The following is a 14,931-nucleotide window of genomic DNA, read 5'->3' on the forward strand; positions in this document are numbered from 1 at the left end:
CGATCCGTCAATGCGCGTAGATCATTTTTCGGGTCATGCCGCCATCGACAGTGATCTGCTGGCCCGTGATGAAGCCCGCACCTTCTGACGCCAGAAACAGGACGGTAGCCGCGATGTCGGACGGTTCGCCGACCCGGCCCACCGGATGCTGTTCCCGGTCAATAGCGCGATGTTCCACCGCTTCGCGCACCTGTGCTTTTGCCCAGGGGCAGGTTTCAATCCAGCCGGGCAAAACGGCGTTGACGCGGATGTCGGGGCCAAGGCTGATCGCCAGTGCATGGGTCATGGCGCATAGCGCACCCTTGGCCGCAGCATAGGCCTCCGTATCGGGTTCTGACTGGATCGCCCGTGTCGATGCCATGATAACGATCGCTCCCTTGCGCTGACGCAGGAGCGGCACAGCAGCGCGCACCATCAGGAACGCACCGGTCACATGGCTGTCCTGCCATGCCTGCCATTTTTTAAGTTCCAGTTTTTCGACCGGACCGCTGATCGGCGTGGCAAGGCCCGCATTGGAGACGAGCAGATCCATACCTTCCGCCTGTCCCGTCGTCTTTTGCCATGCCGTAATCTTATCGAACGCCTTTTCGACGTCGCGCTCACTAGCGACGTCAGCACGGATCGTGATCAGCTTGGCAGTCGGCAACTCATCGGAAAGATCGCGAACCGCCTCGGCGTCCTGGTCCAGCACCGCCACCCTCCAGCCCTGCGTCAACAGGGCCTGGGTGATGCCTTTGCCGATGCCCTGAGCACCGCCTGTAACGACCGCAATCTTCATATTGTGTACGCCCTCTCGATGGCCCGAAAAATTCCAGCGCCGCACGTCAGGTTGATCGACGCAACGTCCAAGCGTTAGTTCCGCAAAGCGCCAATGCTTTCGAGCAGGTCGGTCACCCTTGCGAGCCGATCAGCCTCGTCGGTCTGCACCTTCAAAAGCCAGCGGCCGTCTTTTTCGGAAAGCCCTGCACATTGGCTCATGTCGCGACCCGTTTCGCGCGGCGTCAGCGCTATCGCGGCCGGGCCTGCATCGACGCGTGCCATCCCGGCCGCCCGCGCGAGAATAGCAATTCTGTTGGCATCGATCAGACATTCGGCGGCGGGGGGCAGCGGACCAAATCTATCCGCCAGTTCCTCCTCCAAAGCGTTGAGCCCAGCCTCATCGACAAGCCGCGAAAGCCTGACATAGAGACCCAGGCGGATGTCGGGGTCGGGTATCCAGTCCGATGGCAAGCCGCCCGCGCTGCCTAGATTGAGTTCGGGCGTCCACAGTCCGGCATCTTCGCCCCGCGCCTCTTTCAAAGCCGCTTCGAACAGATGTTGGTAGAGGTCGATGCCGATCAGCTTCATATGTCCGGCCTGCGTGTCGGCCAGAGGATCGCCAGCGCCGCGTTGATCGAGATCGGCTGCACTGATCGCAAAGCCCGCACCCAGCCGGTCATAGGTCGCCAGCGTGCGCAGCCGCTTCATCGTACGTTCGGCAATCTCTCCCGCTTCGGTCAGCAAAATGACCTGACCCCGGCGATTGCCGCGGCCCACCCGCCCGCGCAACTGATGAAGCTGGGCAAGGCCGAAGCGGTCGGCGCGCCAGACAATCATCGTGTTGGCGCGCGGCACGTCCAACCCCGCCTCGATGATGTTGGTCGCGAGCAGGACATCGCCTTCGCCACCGCCAAAGCGGACCATGGCGTCGTCGATGGCGGCTACCGGCATCTTGCCATGCGCTTCAATCAGCGCGAGGTCCGGCACGATCCGCGCCAGCCGTTCGGCCAGGGGCGCGAGATCTTCGATACGGGGCACGACGACAAAACTTTGTCCCCCACGCGACCGTTCACGCAGAAGCGCCGTCCTGATCATCGCATCGTCGGGGCTGGCAAGGCTCGTCCGGATCGGCTGGCGACGGGCGGGCGGCGTTGCGATCACCGACATCTGTTGCAGGCCGATCATGGCGCGGTGCAACGTCCGGGGGATGGGCGTCGCGCTCATCGCCAGCAGATGAAGGTCGGTGCGTCCCCGCAGCCGTGCCTTATCGGCCGCGCCGAAGCGCTGTTCTTCGTCGATGATGACAAGCCCCAATTGGGCATAGCGTATATCCTTCGCCATCACCGCAGCCGTGCCGATGACGATACCGATGGACCCGTCCGCCAGCCCGGCCTTCGCCGCCTTCTTCTCCGCCGCACTCGACAGACGCGACAGGCCAGCGACGACCACGCCCGTATCGGCAAAGCGTCGCTGGAACGTTTCGATATGTTGCCGAACGAGAACCGTCGTGGGCGCGGCCAAGATGACTTGATAGCCTGCAAGGGCGGCAAGCGCGGCGGCCCGCAGGGCGACCTCCGTCTTGCCATAGCCGACATCACCGATAACCAGGCGATCCATCGGCCGTCTGCTGGCTAGGTCGTCCCGTACCGCCTGGATCGCACGGGCCTGATCGGCCGTTTCGTTGAAAGGGAAGCTGGCCACAAATCGTTCGTAAGCGGCGCTATCGGGTTCGATGATCGCGGCTTTGACCTTGGCCCTTTCCCGCGCCAATCGAAGAAGATCGTGCGCGCTTTGGGCCACCGCCTCGTCAATCGCCCCGCGCCGCTTTTCCCAGGTTGATCCGTCCAGCTTGTCGAGCCGCACCGCATCGCCATCGGCGCCATAACGCCATAGCAAGCCGGCCTCCTGGCACGGAACGAGCCGCCGGGCGCCATTGGCATATTCAAGCGCAATCAGTTCTGCGTCGCCATCGCCAGGAGCCGACTCAAGGCCCAGCACGCGCGCGACGCCATGATCCTCATGCACGACCAGATCGCCCGCACGAATGTCGCCGCCCGCCTGGGCAAGCCCTGCGGCAACGCTGTCCTGCACTGCGACTATAAGCGCCCGGCTACCCAGGAGATCGGCAGCCGCAATCATTACGAGCTTACTGCCAACAGCGCCCCGGTCGATCGGCGCAACCATCGCGGCAATCGCTCCCTGCGCAAGTTCATCGATTGCCGCGATCGCTTCGATTGCTTCAACCGTAGACTTGAACCTCTTTGCGATCTTAGGCCGGAGAAAACGGACATCCCGCTCGCTGCCAACCAGAAGCAGACGCTTACCGTCCTGCAAATGCGGTGTCGCAAAGCGCTTCAGCGCCGATAGGGGTGAGCGCTGCTCCACAAAGCGGGGAATGGGCGACACATCGAAATCCGCCGGATCGCCGGAACGCCAGGCGGCAAGATCCTTCGCCCATAGTGACTGGGATGCGGCATCGATCGCCGAACCTGAATTGCCGGCGGCTTCGGTGGCCAGGCGAATGAAACGCGCGCGGCGTTGTTCGGCCTTTGCCGAGACGTAAAGTCGCCCTGGCCGCAAGTGGGCTAATATCGTGACTTTCCGCTCCGACTCTGGTTCGGCCGCGCGACCAATCTCCAGCATCTCGCACGGCGCCTGCGTACGCTGCGTGATTGGATCATATCGCCGGATGCCGACGACGCGCCCATCGGCGATATCGATCCGCGCCGGCAGCCCGGCATCGGCCGGAAAGATGTCGATGACCTCGCCGCGCACCGCCACCTCGCCTGGTTCATCGACATGATCGTCGGCGATATAACCAAGCCGTTCCATTTCAGCGGCGAACTGGATGGGATCGATCGGTTCGCCAACCTGCAAGCTAGGGGGCGCGGCGTCGAAGGCGGAGGGGTCCGCATAAAGCCGCGCGGCCCCTTCGCCGCTCATAATGGTTGCAAGAGGACGGCGCTTGGACTCCTCTGCAAGCCGCCGCAGATGTCGCAAGGCGGCGACGCGTTTCCCGATGTTGGAAGGGGACGCTGGCGCGCCGTCACCGGGCAAGGTGTCACTCGACGGCAGAAAGACGACATTGTCAGGCACCAAGGACATGAGCGCACTGGCTACCGCTTCGGCGTCCTGCTCGTCATCGGCCAGATAAAGCAGATCGCCCGCGTCCAGGGCGTCGAGCAGCATGAGTGCGGTCTCGCCAATTCCGTGGGAAACGCTCATTTGCCCACCAAGGCGCAAAAATCGACCTGGTCAGGCCCGACAGTAAACCAGCTCAAAAGTCTTCTTCGCCCTGATGATAGCCATGCCCTGTCGCGCGCAATTCCGCCCGGTCGCGATCTGCGCGCACACGCGCGGTCGCGATCATCGTCCGTTCTTTTTCGGATGGGGGAGCGTTTGATGCCGGCGCGGCCTGCTCATAGACGCCGCCCGTCGCTGCTGGCCATTGATCCGCTTCCGGTTCCTGGCCTTTTCTCTTTTCTTCCACCATGTGCTCTCCTACAGGTGGGCAGCTAACGGCGCGATGATGTCGCGGGTTCCGCCAACGGCAAAAGTCCGGTTCAAAAATGAAAAGCCGCAAGACGCGCGCTGAGGCGGCCGCTTAAGGATCAGATTGGCCGGTTGCTGCTCGGCTGCTTTTTTTGGCCATATCTGTCACCTTCGTCGATCATCTCACGAACCTTGCCGACGATGTCCTCAATTCCGAAGGGTTTGGTGATCACGTGCATATCATGCTCCAGCAGTCCGTTGCCGATGACGGCATTTTCCGCATAGCCAGTGATGAACAAAATCTTGAGTTTGGGGCGTCCCACTCGGCCGGCGTCTGCGACCTGACGGCCATTCATTCCGCCGGGCAACCCCACATCCGTGATGAGAAGGTCGATGCGCAGATCAGATTCAAGCACCTTTAGACCGCTGGGACCATCCGCAGCTTCAATGACGTGATATCCCCCGTCAGTAAGGACATCGACGATGAGCGAGCGAACGGAGGCCTCGTCATCAATGACCAGCACGGTCTCCCCATGCCCCCCAGCATCAAGCTGCGTCGGTCGCAACTCCTGCTCCATCTCAGTTACCGGTCCCATATGCCTTGGAAGGTAGAGGCACATGGTCGTGCCTGCGCCGACCTCCGAATAAATCCTTACCTGCCCTCCCGATTGCCGCACGAAGCCATAGATCATTGAGAGACCAAGACCGGTGCCTTCGCCCAGCGGCTTGGTCGTGAAGAACGGATCAAAAGCGCGGGTGATCACGTCGGGCGTCATGCCCGTTCCGGTGTCGCTCACGCATAGCGACACATATTGACCAGGGGGTAGCTCGCGCTCGCGGGCCATGCGGTTGTCTAGCCACTTATTGGCTGTTTCGATCGTCAAGCGTCCGCCATCCGGCATCGCGTCTCGCGCATTGATGCAAAGGTTCAAAAGCGCATTTTCAAGCTGGTAGCGATCAACCAACGTCATCCACAAACCGCCCGATCCAACCACTTCGATCTCTATGGAGGGCCCGACGGTCCTGCGTATGAGGTCTTCCAAGCCAGAAACTAGCCGGTTTATATTGACGGCTGTGGGATCCAATGTCTGTCGCCGGGAAAAGGCAAGCAGTCGCTGCGTCAACGCGGCAGCCCGCTTTGCCGCGCCCTGCGCGGTTTCGAGATGGCGACCGATCGCCTCTAGGCGACCCTGGGAAATGCGCAGTTCCAGCAATTCCAGGTTGCCAAGAACCCCTGCCAGCAGATTGTTGAAATCGTGGGCGATGCCACCGGTCAACTGCCCTACAGCCTCCATCTTCTGGCTTTGGCGCAAAGCCTCCTCTGTGGCGATAAGGGCATCGGCCGCTTCGGTCTCCGCGGTGATATCGCGGCCGAATAGATAGAGCATCCCGGCTTCTGGAACGGTGGTCCAGGCGAAGTGTCGGTGGCTGCCATCCTTTGCGCGAAAGACGCTTTGTGACTCGACGACAGCAGCGTTGGATTCGGAGAGTCTCGCCAACCGCTGCTGCGCGGCTTCTTGCTCCTGCGCTACAAACTCCAAAATATTGCGGCCGACCGTATCAGCTTCGCTCCACCCCAGCGTCTTCGTCCAGGATGGATTGACGGCATTGATAATGCCTTTGGTCGTCGCCACCACTTTGACGATCGGAGAGAGCGCCCAAATCCGCTCCCGGTCGCGAGCGAGTTGGCGCTCCCGGGTTATATCGCGCGCCACGGCGTGGATGCGGCCCGCGTCCGGCACAGCGTTCCAGTCGAGCAATCGATAGCTGCCGTCCTGGCAGCGATAGCGGTTCTCGAACAAAAGGGTCGTAACGCCCTGAGCCAGCTTTTCGACTTCCTTGGCTGTGGCAGATAAATCGTCGGGATGGACGAAATCGGCCAGGACCTGTCCAACCATCTCATCCTCTTGCCACCCCAGGAGCCGCGTCGCGGATGGGTTCACCAAGCGAATGACGCCATCAAAGTCGCAAACCAGCATCAGGTCCTGACTAAGCGACCACAGCCGATCGCGGTCCCGTCGCTGGGCGGATACGGCATCGATGGTGGCAAGCGCCCCCGCTATCTGCGCGGCCATAAGGTTGGCGAAATCACGAGTTGCTTCGTCGAGCAGGCGGTAGGGATTCAATCCCAGGACAAGTGCACCGACGGCTTGCGCTTCGCCGGGCTGCTCGACAGCTACGATCAACGCATCACGCGGCGGCATCTCCCACGGTCCGGTCGGCAACCTCGAAAAAGCGCCACCCAGCGCTTCCACGGCCTGTTTTTCGCCTCTTTGAATCGCAGCAACTGGCCAACCCGTAGCATCTCCAGTGCCGGGATCAAGGCTTTCAGGCAGGTCGAACAGTTGTAGGTTCGCGAACGGAAAGTCCCGGCTCTCGCTGCCAAAATGGCCTTGCACTGCGTCGATCACGTCAGACCGACTTTTCGATCGGAGCAACGCGGCGGCCAGATCATTCAATTGCTTGATGCGCCGTTCGCTGATGACCCTGTCGGTCTCCTCGCGAACGACGCACATCAGGCCTTCGACAGCGCCGCCGCTACCCATCACAGGACTGTAAGAAAATGTGTGATACGTCTCTTCGGGATAGCCGTTGCGTTCGAGGAGCAGAAGCAACTGTTCGTCCCAGGTCGCAACGCCATCTCGCATGACCGAGACGATGCGATCCTTGACGTCTTCAAAGACCTCCTTCCATACCTGTGACATGGGCCGACCCAGCGCTGTGGGATGTTTGGACCCTAAGGTGGGAATATAGGCGTCATTGTAGAAGAAGTTGAGGTCTTCTCCCCAGCCAAGCCACATCTCAAACCGAGACAGGAGCATGAGCCGTAGCGACGCCTTGAGTTCTTCGGGCCATCGATCAGGCGGACCTAAGTTCGATGCCTTCCAATCATGCGCTCGCATGATAGCACTCATTTGGGAATCGCCAGGGAAAACGTCAGGCCAGTCGTTTGTCACATCCCCCCCTTAAAACCGTTTGGTCAGCATTACGGCGAAGCCGTAATGTTTTTAATAGCCCTCGGTTCCGTCGCAGCGTTTGCGCTGTGACTCAGGGCGGTAAGGACAGGCTTGCCCAAAACAGCGGTCTTTCTCCAGATCATCTCGGAAAATTTAATCTAAAATCCCAGCGTGTCACGTTCCAATCAATCAAGGGAACACTGGACTAACTCGGCTCGTTATAAATGCAGTGTCATATAGGAGAGACTGATGAGCATCGAAGGAAAAGCAAAAGAAGCAGCCGGCTACGTCAAGGAAGAGGCGTTCGAGCATGGCAAGTCCGCCGAAAGCCAGAAGAAGGCACAGGAAGGGCGCGATCTGCGCAATGAAGGACGCGTGGAAGATGGCAAAGCGCCCAAGACTTCTGAGCCAGGCACCGGCGCAAAGTAATATTTGATTTCTGCCGAACAATACGCCGCCCTTCACAGGGCGGCGTTTTCGTTTTCCCTTACTTTAGCGGAGTGTAACGGCAGGCAAATTTCGGTGGTCGCGCCGTTTCGGTGGCTACCAAGTGGATGTGAAGTTTTTCGCCAATGACCTCATGAAGAGCAAACGCCTTTTCAGCCTCGTATAGATCGTCGCGATGGCCTTCCTTCCACGCAGGGAGGGTAGCCATCGCGCGTGCCTTGGCCTGGGTCACATTCTCAGCGACAACGAACATGTTGCGATGCTGTTCGGCGAAGTCAGCCGGATCGTAACCACCCAGATTTACGAAAAACAGTCGTTCGCGCCCCTTATATGGCTCCGGCCGCAGCTGAACGTCATAACCGTCCGCATGGTCGATCTCTGCCCAGCAGTCGATATGGAGCGTGCCGGGCGCGCCCCACCACTGACGGCGAAGCGCATCATGCGTCGCCTTCAAGGATGGTGCCACTATGAACCGTACATCATGAATTTCTATGTGAGCCGCAGGATGCTCACCTCCAATGTAGATCGCAAACAGCTTCATGCCGCGTCAGCCTGCATGGGTACTGCGATCATGCGCGCGAGGTCCTGGCCCACGATGCCGCCCATCTCATGCGAACTGGTGATCCCTTGTACAAATGGATGACGTCCCAGGATGAAGGGAAGGCTCAGACAATATACTCGGCGCGCACGCGGATCGGGCGATGCCGGGTGGAAAGCCTCATCCACCGAGATACCTTTGGTCGCGCCCTCGTCTGCATCTTGTGCGTCCATAACGATGCCTTGTTCAAGAAGCGTAGGGAATGGGAAATCGTCGGCTTCAAGCGGGCGTTGGCCCGTTGCATCGATGAACACATTATAGTGGCGCCGCTTGCCGTTGATGACGACATTGACGCCGCGTTCTGCGCCGTGCGTTTCCACGCGATAATCGTTTCCAAGGGCGATCACATCAAGGTGGCCGGCTCGATGAAGAGCTAGGAGCCGCTGTATGGAGAGATGGGGAACGCTCGCATATTCGTCGACGAAGGCAGGCTTTAAATGCTTGCCGAACGATTCCAGCGCGCCTTCGTCAAGATGCGGGATAATCAGCGCCAGCACCTCGTGCATCCGCAGGATCGCGTAGCGCCAGGGCACGGTGATTTCTTGGTCGAAATTTGCCTGCGCCTCCCGCAGATTCGTGGCGGCCCATTCAAACGGATCAGCGTCCGCGCGGTCGGCGAAGAAGCGCTCCGCGAAATCTTCCAAAGCCAGATCGGCCAACCTGACATGATCGGCATATGCAGGATCGGTGTGCGCCAGTTCCTTCTTGAAGAGCGCATAGGCCTGCTCAAGAAGATCCTTTGGCTGAGCCTCGATCAGCGTTCCGATCGCCTCATGCGTACAAAAGGCTAGCGGCTCATAGGGTATCGGATGGTAGAAATCGGCTTCAGGCAGCAGCCCCTTGCGCGACATCATCGTCAACGCAAGTCCTTCCGATCCCGCCCCAATCCGATATTCAACACTGCCATCCGGACCGTCAATGAATGCGCCATGCGCGGTGGCCAGAGCGACGACTGCGTCGATCGCCGTCAGAGAGCTCCCGCGAATGCCAACATTGACGGCGTTGATCCGTTTGAGCGCGGAAGCTGGCCAGGGGCTGAGAAAATAGCCAGGCCGCGCCTCGGGTTCCTCCGGCCACTGATGGCCAGTCGCCATGACGACGAAGTTGAAACGATTGTCGGCTATGTCCTCGCCCTCCCCTTCAATATCCAGCTGAACACCGTTGCCCTGGACAGACATGTCGAGAACGCGGTGGCCGGTTCGAATATCGACGATGAACCCTTTCTCACGCGCGTCGCCCACAAGCATGTCGAACTGGTCGAGGAAGTATCGCCCCAGGGCAACACGCGGGTAGAAAGCGCGGTCATCAACATCCTTGGGATCGATTCCCAAACTTATGAGCCGCTTGCGGCTTTGACGTTTGAGCCAGGAAAGAAGCGTCTCGCACAGTGGCGGGATTTCAACGCTCGCAATGTTCGAGAGCATGGCCGGATCGTTCCACCCCGGCCGATACGGCGTTCCGAGACCGGCGCGCGCCTGTTGCTCGAAGATGGTGATCCTTGCAGGGCAGGCTGCCTGCTCGACAAACGCCTTGAGCGTATAAAGTGTGGTCGGTCCGGCACCGACGAAGGCAATAGATGCGGTCATTCGGCAAAGAATGCTTAGGGGCCGGAGTGGTGCCATCCCGACGCACGCCACATCAAAAAATCACCTGCGCGATTGCCTTGCGCGTCAAGCCTCCCAATCTAAGCGTAGATGGCCAGCCTGTTTCCCGACCTGTTCGAGCCCCCGAAAATCCCGGGCCTTTCCTATCGTGACGACCTCATCTCGCGCGAAGAAGAATTGAGGTTGATCGCCGGGATCGACACGACTGCGCTTGAACCATTTCGCTTTCAGGGCTGGCTCGGCAAGCGCCTGACCAGTTCCTTCGGCTGGCGCTATGATTTCGAACACGCACGCTTTGGACCGACGGATCCCATGCCTGATTGGCTACTGACGGCGCGCGACAAGGCCGCAGCCTTTGCTGGCCTTGATTCCGCCAACCTCGCCCAGGCACTCCTGATTCGATATGATCCTGGCGCAGGCATCGGCTGGCACCGCGATCGCCCGGTCTTCGACCATGTTGTTGGTATTTCGCTGGGCGTGTCTGCCCCCTTGCGTTTTCGGCGGCGCAAGCCCGACGGGTTCGATCGCATCACCGTTCCGCTTGCGCCGCGCTCGGTCTATCATCTTGAAGGCGAAGCGCGGTACCAATGGGAACATAGCATAGCCGAAATGGACGAGACCCGCTGGTCGATCACCTTCCGCACGCTTTGTGAGAAAGTGGTGAACCAAAATAGACTCGGATAGCGGCAAGCCTTCAATGCGCCATGGCGCTCGCATCGAGAAGCTGGTCCAGCCGCGTCGCAATGTCGAGCCATCGCACCACGCCTGCCTGATCGCCCGCCAGCGCCAGCGTTCTTACCCTTTCTGCAATGAAGTCGCCGGCGTTCGCGCCATGCTCCCGCTCGACCGCCAGCGCTTCAGCCCAACGTTCAAGATCGGCCCTCACAGCAGCGACGGCGCAGATGCTGCTGCCCGCAGCTTGTTCCAGGGATCGCTGGTGCGCGTCATCTCGATCACATCGTCGGGGAAGCAGCGATCCTGGAAAGCGATTGCCTCGTCGAACGATCCGCCGAGCCAGCGGTCATATTCATCCTCATGCAAGAGCACAGGCATGCGATCATGCACCGGGCGGATCGCTTCGTTGCAATCGGTCATGACGCCTGAATAGACCGCGCCCCATTCCTGACTTTCTCGCCAAAGTCCGGCCCAGGCAAAGACCGGTCGATCCTTCAGATGGAACCAGGTGCGGGTCTTGCTCCCCTTCTTGCCCTCCGCTTCTGCAAAGGCAGTCAGCGGGATGAGGCAACGCCATTGGGGCTTTCGCGCGAGGCCGACCCACATGGGTTTGCGCAGGTCTGCGATATTATTGACAGGCTTGGGCTTGGATCCCGGCTTCATGCCGCGCAGGACCAGCGGAAAACCCCAGACCATGGATTGAAGGACGCGCTTTCCTTCTGCCTCGCGCACCACCATGCCGGGATAACCGGGATAGACTTCGTCCGGCACATTCATGGCGGCGATGTCGGGCGCCTCGACGCCGAAATGCGCCGCCACCTCGGCTGCGCTTAGTCGCTCGGTATAAAGATTACACATCGTCGCACCTGCCTAGTCGCGCCGCCCGACTGCAAGTGTTGCGCGGCGTTCAGAGCAAGGCAAGCTGCGGCTGGGCTTTCGCCGGCAATTTTCCGCTGCGCCAGAGATCTTCTGTCTGCTCGACGACCATGCGCTCAGCAGCAAAGGGCGCGCGATGCTGGAATCCGATGACGTCCCTGATGCCGCCGTGCAGCCATGCGTCATAGTCATGCGGATCAAGAAGAACCGGCATCCTGTCATTGGTCGGCATGACAGCGGCGTTCGCCACCATTGTCATGCCCGCATAGACAGGGCCGTAATCAGGCAGGTTCCGGCAGAAGCCGGCCCAGGCCATGACGGGCGCATGTTTGACCGAGAACCAGGTCCTCGTCTTATGCCCGGGCGCGCCGTCTGGATTGGCGAAATGGGTCAGGACGATAAGGCAGCGATAGCGCGGGTCCACGACCATATGCTCCCACATGGGATTGGTGAGATCGGCAACCAGCCCCAGCCGCTGAGGATCGTCGCCATGTTCGCGCATCTCGCGGGTCAGGCGCGGGAAGCCCCACCCCATCGACCGTAACAGCCGACGTCCCCGGCTTTCAAAGACGACGAGCCCGTCAGCGCCCTCGGTGGTTTCACGAGCAAAATGGACAGGCCCTTGCGGCAGCGCCGCACCGAAATGCATGGCGACTTCGCCGACACTCGCCAGGGTCGTATGCAATCTGGACATCGACCGCTTCTAGGGAGACTCGAAAGACATCCGATGATTGGAACATAAAGCGAACAATATTGTCAACCGGCGATAGCCGGGAAGCGCCTTGGACGGACGTTTCCCGGCGAAATTTCAGCCGTTCAGTTTATCCTTTATCGCCTTGGCGGGCGTGAAGCCCAGCTTCTTGGCAGCTGCGATCTGGATAGTGGCGCCAGTCGACGGGTTGCGACCTTCGCGCGCTGGCGTGTCCTTGACCTTGAACTTGCCAAAGCCATTGAGGGCAATTTCTTCGCCCGCTGCTGTAGCATCAGCGATTGCGGCGAAGACCGCATCGACCAGCTTGCGGGCATCCGCCTTCGAAAGGCCGTTGTCGCCGGCGATCTTCTCCGCGAGATCTGTATTGTTCATGGGCTATATCCTGTGTCGTTGGACGGCGGGCATAGACGAGGGCGCAAGCCAACGTCCAGCCAAGACGCTATCGCTTTTTGGCAGTCTATTGGCTTCATCGTCCTCCCAGGCCGTGCTTGCCTTTGCGGGGCCTGACATTCGGGATGCCCGATCCCATCTATGGCATCTATGCCATCCAAGACGACGCATGATGGAGACCAGAATGGCTACAGCGCCCAATGATGCCCTGATTGTCCTATGTCGGGCTTGCGCAACGGCAAACCGGTTGCCCCGCGAAAGGCTGGCCAAGGGCGGAATCTGCGGCCGATGCAAGCGCCCCCTATTCTCTGGGGAGCCCGTCAAACTGACCGCAGATAATTTCGACGCGCATGCCGCGCGGTCCGATATTCCCCTGCTCGTCGATTTCTGGGCGAGCTGGTGTGGTCCCTGTCGTCAGATGGCCCCCGCCTTCAGCGCCGCGGCCGGACAACTTGAACCCTATATGCGCCTTGGGAAACTCGATACCGAGGCGCATCAGGCGATCGCGGGTCGCTATGGCATCCGGTCCATTCCCACGATGATCCTGTTTCGGGGTGGCCGCGAAATTGCGCGGCAATCGGGCGCTATGCCGCAACAGGCCATCGTTGCATGGGCGCGCGAGGCGGCACGACCGGCGTGAGCCGGGAGCCCGCCACCCACCCGGCAACGCCCGATGGCCGTTATTTTGTCGTGCGCGGCCGCCTGTGGCGGCTGGCCAATCCCGCGTTGGACGAAGACGTTCGCGCTGCCCTGGTATCGGATTTGATGCAGGCGCGTAGAGCCGTGCGCGACGCCCGTAAAAACGGCGATGTATCGGCCGAGCGTGAAGCCCATGCGGCGGTGGACATTGCCAAACGCGGACTTGGCGAGCGTGGCCCTGTCTGGTGGGCCGACGGCACACCTGACTATAACCGCCATATGGCGCGCAATACGCCCTATGCTGACTGGTTTGCCGCTCTTGACTGACGGGCTTTGCGCACCGGCTTGTCGTTGAGCTCGATCCAGACCGGGGCATGATCACTGGTCTTTTCCCATCCGCGCGGCGCTGTATCGACCTGCGCCCATTCAAGCCTGCTGCGTGCCTTTGCGTTGAGCAGAATATGGTCGATCCGAAGGCCTGCGTTGCGCTCGAACGCCCCGCGCCAATATTTCCAGAAGGTGTAGATGGTCTCATCGGGGTGCAATTCGCGCAGAGCATCGCTCCATCCCTGCTCCAGCACATGGCGATAGGCTTCCCTCACCTCCGGCGCGAAGAGCGCATCGTCTCGCCACTGCTCGGGCGCATAAACATCCAGATCGGTTGGCATGACGTTGAAGTCCCCGGCGACCACAACCGGCGCATCGAGATCGACGAGCGAGGCAAGGTGATCATGAAGCCGCTCGAACCAGCGCAATTTGAAGTCGAACTTGGGTCCAGGGCGTGGATTGCCGTTGGGTAGATAAAGACCTGCCACCAGAACCCCGGCAACCGCCGCTTCGATGTAGCGGCTTTGCGTATCGTCCGGATCGCCCGGCAGCCCGCGGCGCGTCTCGTGAATTTCACCGACCCGGCTCAGGATCGCAACCCCGTTCCACTGGCTTTGTCCGTGCCAGACCGCGTCATAGCCTGCGTCGCGGATCGCTGTTTCAGGAAATTTATCCCCTGGCGCCTTCAATTCCTGCAGACAGACGATGTCGGGCTCGGCTTTGCCCAGCCATCGCAGCAGGACAGGCAGAGGCCCGTTGATCCCGTTCACATTATAGGTCGCGATCTTCATCGTTGCGTTGACCCAGCTGGCGCGGGAGAGGCATGGGAATGGTTATAAGTCATGGATGATCCACACATCCCTGCGATCAGCCTGGCGCGTCGAGCGCCAACAAATCCTGCTCCTCTGGATGGCGATCAAAATAGCCGGCGACGAATTCGCATAGCGGCACGACCTTCAATCCCTTCTCCCGCACGTCCGCCAACGCGCCGGCGATCAGCTTGCTGGCAATGCCTTGCCCTTCGAGCGCCTCAGGAACCTGCGTGTGCGTGAAGATCAATGCGCCATCGCGCCGTTCATAGGCCGCAATAGCCGTGCCACCATCGACCTTGAGTTCATAGCGGCTCTCGCCTTCATTATCGCGGACGTCCTGTGTCTCAGCCATGGTCGGTTCCTTTTTCTTTCAGGTCTATGCATCGGCGATTTTCGCAGAGCCGGTCGATAGATCGAACAGATGGACAATGGCGCGGTTCCGCTAGAGCTGTCTGCTGACGAATGTGGCCCGGCTTTTGCGTTCCGATGCCGTGGCAGCCACAAGCCTTGCTGGAAAAAACCGAGCTGCAGCGCTCATGAACAGCAGCTTCACCCGTCATTCATCGCAACATGCTATTTCATGTTCTGTCGCTTCTTCCCCCCTTTGGAGCGGCACCTCCCTGAACTTCGGTCCCGCCGCGAG

General features: G+C 60.3%; 16 protein-coding genes. 4 read left to right on the top strand and 12 right to left on the bottom strand.

Features of this window, described 5'->3' with window-relative positions; translation table 11 throughout:
• Positions 1 to 7: 7 nt before the first annotated feature.
• From D0Z70_RS19165 to D0Z70_RS19180, 4 genes are all read right to left on the bottom strand, one after another.
• On the bottom strand, positions 8 to 778 hold the full coding sequence (locus tag D0Z70_RS19165) for an SDR family oxidoreductase (RefSeq protein ID WP_119749230.1): 771 nt from the start codon (positions 776 to 778) through the stop codon (positions 8 to 10).
• A gap of 74 nt (positions 779 to 852) precedes the next feature.
• Complete coding sequence (locus tag D0Z70_RS19170; RefSeq protein WP_239019027.1) at positions 853 to 3,984, bottom strand: DEAD/DEAH box helicase; 3,132 nt, start codon at positions 3,982 to 3,984, stop codon at positions 853 to 855.
• A gap of 52 nt (positions 3,985 to 4,036) precedes the next feature.
• Positions 4,037 to 4,252, bottom strand: coding sequence for a hypothetical protein (locus tag D0Z70_RS19175; RefSeq protein ID WP_119749234.1), 216 nt, complete (start codon positions 4,250 to 4,252; stop codon positions 4,037 to 4,039).
• A gap of 118 nt (positions 4,253 to 4,370) precedes the next feature.
• Entirely contained in the window at positions 4,371 to 7,073 is a 2,703-nt protein-coding gene (locus tag D0Z70_RS19180) for a PAS domain S-box protein (RefSeq protein ID WP_119749236.1), read from the bottom strand.
• Positions 7,074 to 7,457: 384 nt separating this feature from the next.
• Here D0Z70_RS19180 and D0Z70_RS19185 point away from each other — a divergent pair, with 384 nt between their 5' ends.
• Positions 7,458 to 7,637 (top strand): hypothetical protein, encoded by a 180-nt coding sequence (locus D0Z70_RS19185; RefSeq protein ID WP_119749238.1) that lies wholly within the window; start codon positions 7,458 to 7,460, stop codon positions 7,635 to 7,637.
• A 58-nt stretch (positions 7,638 to 7,695) separates the two neighbouring features.
• Here D0Z70_RS19185 and D0Z70_RS19190 read toward each other — a convergent pair whose 3' ends face one another.
• Both D0Z70_RS19190 and D0Z70_RS19195 read right to left on the bottom strand, forming a co-directional pair.
• Positions 7,696 to 8,196 (bottom strand): DUF1543 domain-containing protein, encoded by a 501-nt coding sequence (locus D0Z70_RS19190; RefSeq protein ID WP_119749240.1) that lies wholly within the window; start codon positions 8,194 to 8,196, stop codon positions 7,696 to 7,698.
• Complete coding sequence (locus D0Z70_RS19195; protein ID WP_119749242.1) at positions 8,193 to 9,839, bottom strand: FAD/NAD(P)-binding protein; 1,647 nt, start codon at positions 9,837 to 9,839, stop codon at positions 8,193 to 8,195. Before D0Z70_RS19195 ends, D0Z70_RS19190 begins: the two co-directional genes overlap by 4 nt.
• 108 nt (positions 9,840 to 9,947) lie before the next feature.
• Between D0Z70_RS19195 and D0Z70_RS19200 the strand changes: the two genes are divergently transcribed.
• Positions 9,948 to 10,541 carry an alpha-ketoglutarate-dependent dioxygenase AlkB gene (locus D0Z70_RS19200; protein WP_119749244.1) on the top strand — a complete coding sequence of 198 codons (594 nt, stop codon included), beginning with the start codon at positions 9,948 to 9,950 and terminating at the stop codon, positions 10,539 to 10,541.
• Between the two features lie 10 nt (positions 10,542 to 10,551).
• Here D0Z70_RS19200 and D0Z70_RS19205 read toward each other — a convergent pair whose 3' ends face one another.
• From D0Z70_RS19205 to D0Z70_RS19220, 4 genes are all read right to left on the bottom strand, one after another.
• Complete coding sequence (locus D0Z70_RS19205; protein ID WP_119749246.1) at positions 10,552 to 10,743, bottom strand: DUF6961 family protein; 192 nt, start codon at positions 10,741 to 10,743, stop codon at positions 10,552 to 10,554.
• Entirely contained in the window at positions 10,740 to 11,390 is a 651-nt protein-coding gene (locus tag D0Z70_RS19210) for an SOS response-associated peptidase (protein WP_119749248.1), read from the bottom strand. Before D0Z70_RS19210 ends, D0Z70_RS19205 begins: the two co-directional genes overlap by 4 nt.
• Positions 11,391 to 11,439: 49 nt before the next feature.
• On the bottom strand, positions 11,440 to 12,102 hold the full coding sequence (locus tag D0Z70_RS19215) for an SOS response-associated peptidase family protein (RefSeq protein ID WP_119749250.1): 663 nt from the start codon (positions 12,100 to 12,102) through the stop codon (positions 11,440 to 11,442).
• Positions 12,103 to 12,216: 114 nt separating this feature from the next.
• A complete protein-coding gene (locus D0Z70_RS19220; RefSeq protein ID WP_119749252.1) occupies positions 12,217 to 12,492 on the bottom strand; it encodes an HU family DNA-binding protein in 276 nt (91 codons plus the stop codon).
• 202 nt (positions 12,493 to 12,694) lie between these two features.
• On the opposite strand from D0Z70_RS19220, the gene trxC reads away from it, so the two are divergent.
• A complete protein-coding gene (gene trxC, locus D0Z70_RS19225) occupies positions 12,695 to 13,150 on the top strand; it encodes a thioredoxin TrxC (RefSeq protein ID WP_119749263.1) in 456 nt (151 codons plus the stop codon).
• On the top strand, positions 13,147 to 13,476 hold the full coding sequence (locus D0Z70_RS19230) for a hypothetical protein (RefSeq protein WP_239019028.1): 330 nt from the start codon (positions 13,147 to 13,149) through the stop codon (positions 13,474 to 13,476). The genes trxC and D0Z70_RS19230 overlap by 4 nt, the downstream gene beginning before the upstream one ends.
• Here D0Z70_RS19230 and xth read toward each other — a convergent pair.
• Positions 13,446 to 14,267: an exodeoxyribonuclease III gene (xth, locus tag D0Z70_RS19235; protein WP_119749256.1), complete on the bottom strand. Its 822-nt coding sequence runs from the start codon at positions 14,265 to 14,267 to the stop codon at positions 13,446 to 13,448. The two genes, D0Z70_RS19230 and xth, sit on opposite strands and share 31 nt — an antisense overlap.
• Positions 14,268 to 14,343: 76 nt before the next feature.
• Positions 14,344 to 14,640 (bottom strand): GNAT family N-acetyltransferase, encoded by a 297-nt coding sequence (locus D0Z70_RS19240; protein WP_119749259.1) that lies wholly within the window; start codon positions 14,638 to 14,640, stop codon positions 14,344 to 14,346.
• Between the last annotated feature and the right edge of the window lie 291 nt (positions 14,641 to 14,931).

Source organism: Sphingobium terrigena, from assembly GCF_003591655.1.
GTDB classification, from domain to species: domain Bacteria; phylum Pseudomonadota; class Alphaproteobacteria; order Sphingomonadales; family Sphingomonadaceae; genus Sphingobium; species Sphingobium terrigena.

What these genes read in the sequence shown, in the direction of transcription:
- D0Z70_RS19175 (WP_119749234.1), bottom strand. Translation starts at nt 4,252, where the DNA reads ATGGTGGAAGAAAAGAGAAAAGGCCAGGAACCGGAAGCGGATCAATGG.
- trxC (WP_119749263.1), top strand. Translation starts at nt 12,695, where the DNA reads ATGGCTACAGCGCCCAATGATGCCCTGATTGTCCTATGTCGGGCTTGC.
- D0Z70_RS19240 (WP_119749259.1), bottom strand. Translation starts at nt 14,640, where the DNA reads ATGGCTGAGACACAGGACGTCCGCGATAATGAAGGCGAGAGCCGCTAT.
- D0Z70_RS19200 (WP_119749244.1), top strand. Translation starts at nt 9,948, where the DNA reads ATGGCCAGCCTGTTTCCCGACCTGTTCGAGCCCCCGAAAATCCCGGGC.
- D0Z70_RS19185 (WP_119749238.1), top strand. Translation starts at nt 7,458, where the DNA reads ATGAGCATCGAAGGAAAAGCAAAAGAAGCAGCCGGCTACGTCAAGGAA.
- D0Z70_RS19190 (WP_119749240.1), bottom strand. Translation starts at nt 8,196, where the DNA reads ATGAAGCTGTTTGCGATCTACATTGGAGGTGAGCATCCTGCGGCTCAC.
- D0Z70_RS19210 (WP_119749248.1), bottom strand. Translation starts at nt 11,390, where the DNA reads ATGTGTAATCTTTATACCGAGCGACTAAGCGCAGCCGAGGTGGCGGCG.
- D0Z70_RS19165 (WP_119749230.1), bottom strand. Translation starts at nt 778, where the DNA reads ATGAAGATTGCGGTCGTTACAGGCGGTGCTCAGGGCATCGGCAAAGGC.
- D0Z70_RS19220 (WP_119749252.1), bottom strand. Translation starts at nt 12,492, where the DNA reads ATGAACAATACAGATCTCGCGGAGAAGATCGCCGGCGACAACGGCCTT.
- D0Z70_RS19195 (WP_119749242.1), bottom strand. Translation starts at nt 9,839, where the DNA reads ATGACCGCATCTATTGCCTTCGTCGGTGCCGGACCGACCACACTTTAT.
- D0Z70_RS19215 (WP_119749250.1), bottom strand. Translation starts at nt 12,102, where the DNA reads ATGTCCAGATTGCATACGACCCTGGCGAGTGTCGGCGAAGTCGCCATG.
- xth (WP_119749256.1), bottom strand. Translation starts at nt 14,267, where the DNA reads ATGAAGATCGCGACCTATAATGTGAACGGGATCAACGGGCCTCTGCCT.
- D0Z70_RS19180 (WP_119749236.1), bottom strand. Translation starts at nt 7,073, where the DNA reads ATGCTCCTGTCTCGGTTTGAGATGTGGCTTGGCTGGGGAGAAGACCTC.
- D0Z70_RS19170 (WP_239019027.1), bottom strand. Translation starts at nt 3,984, where the DNA reads ATGAGCGTTTCCCACGGAATTGGCGAGACCGCACTCATGCTGCTCGAC.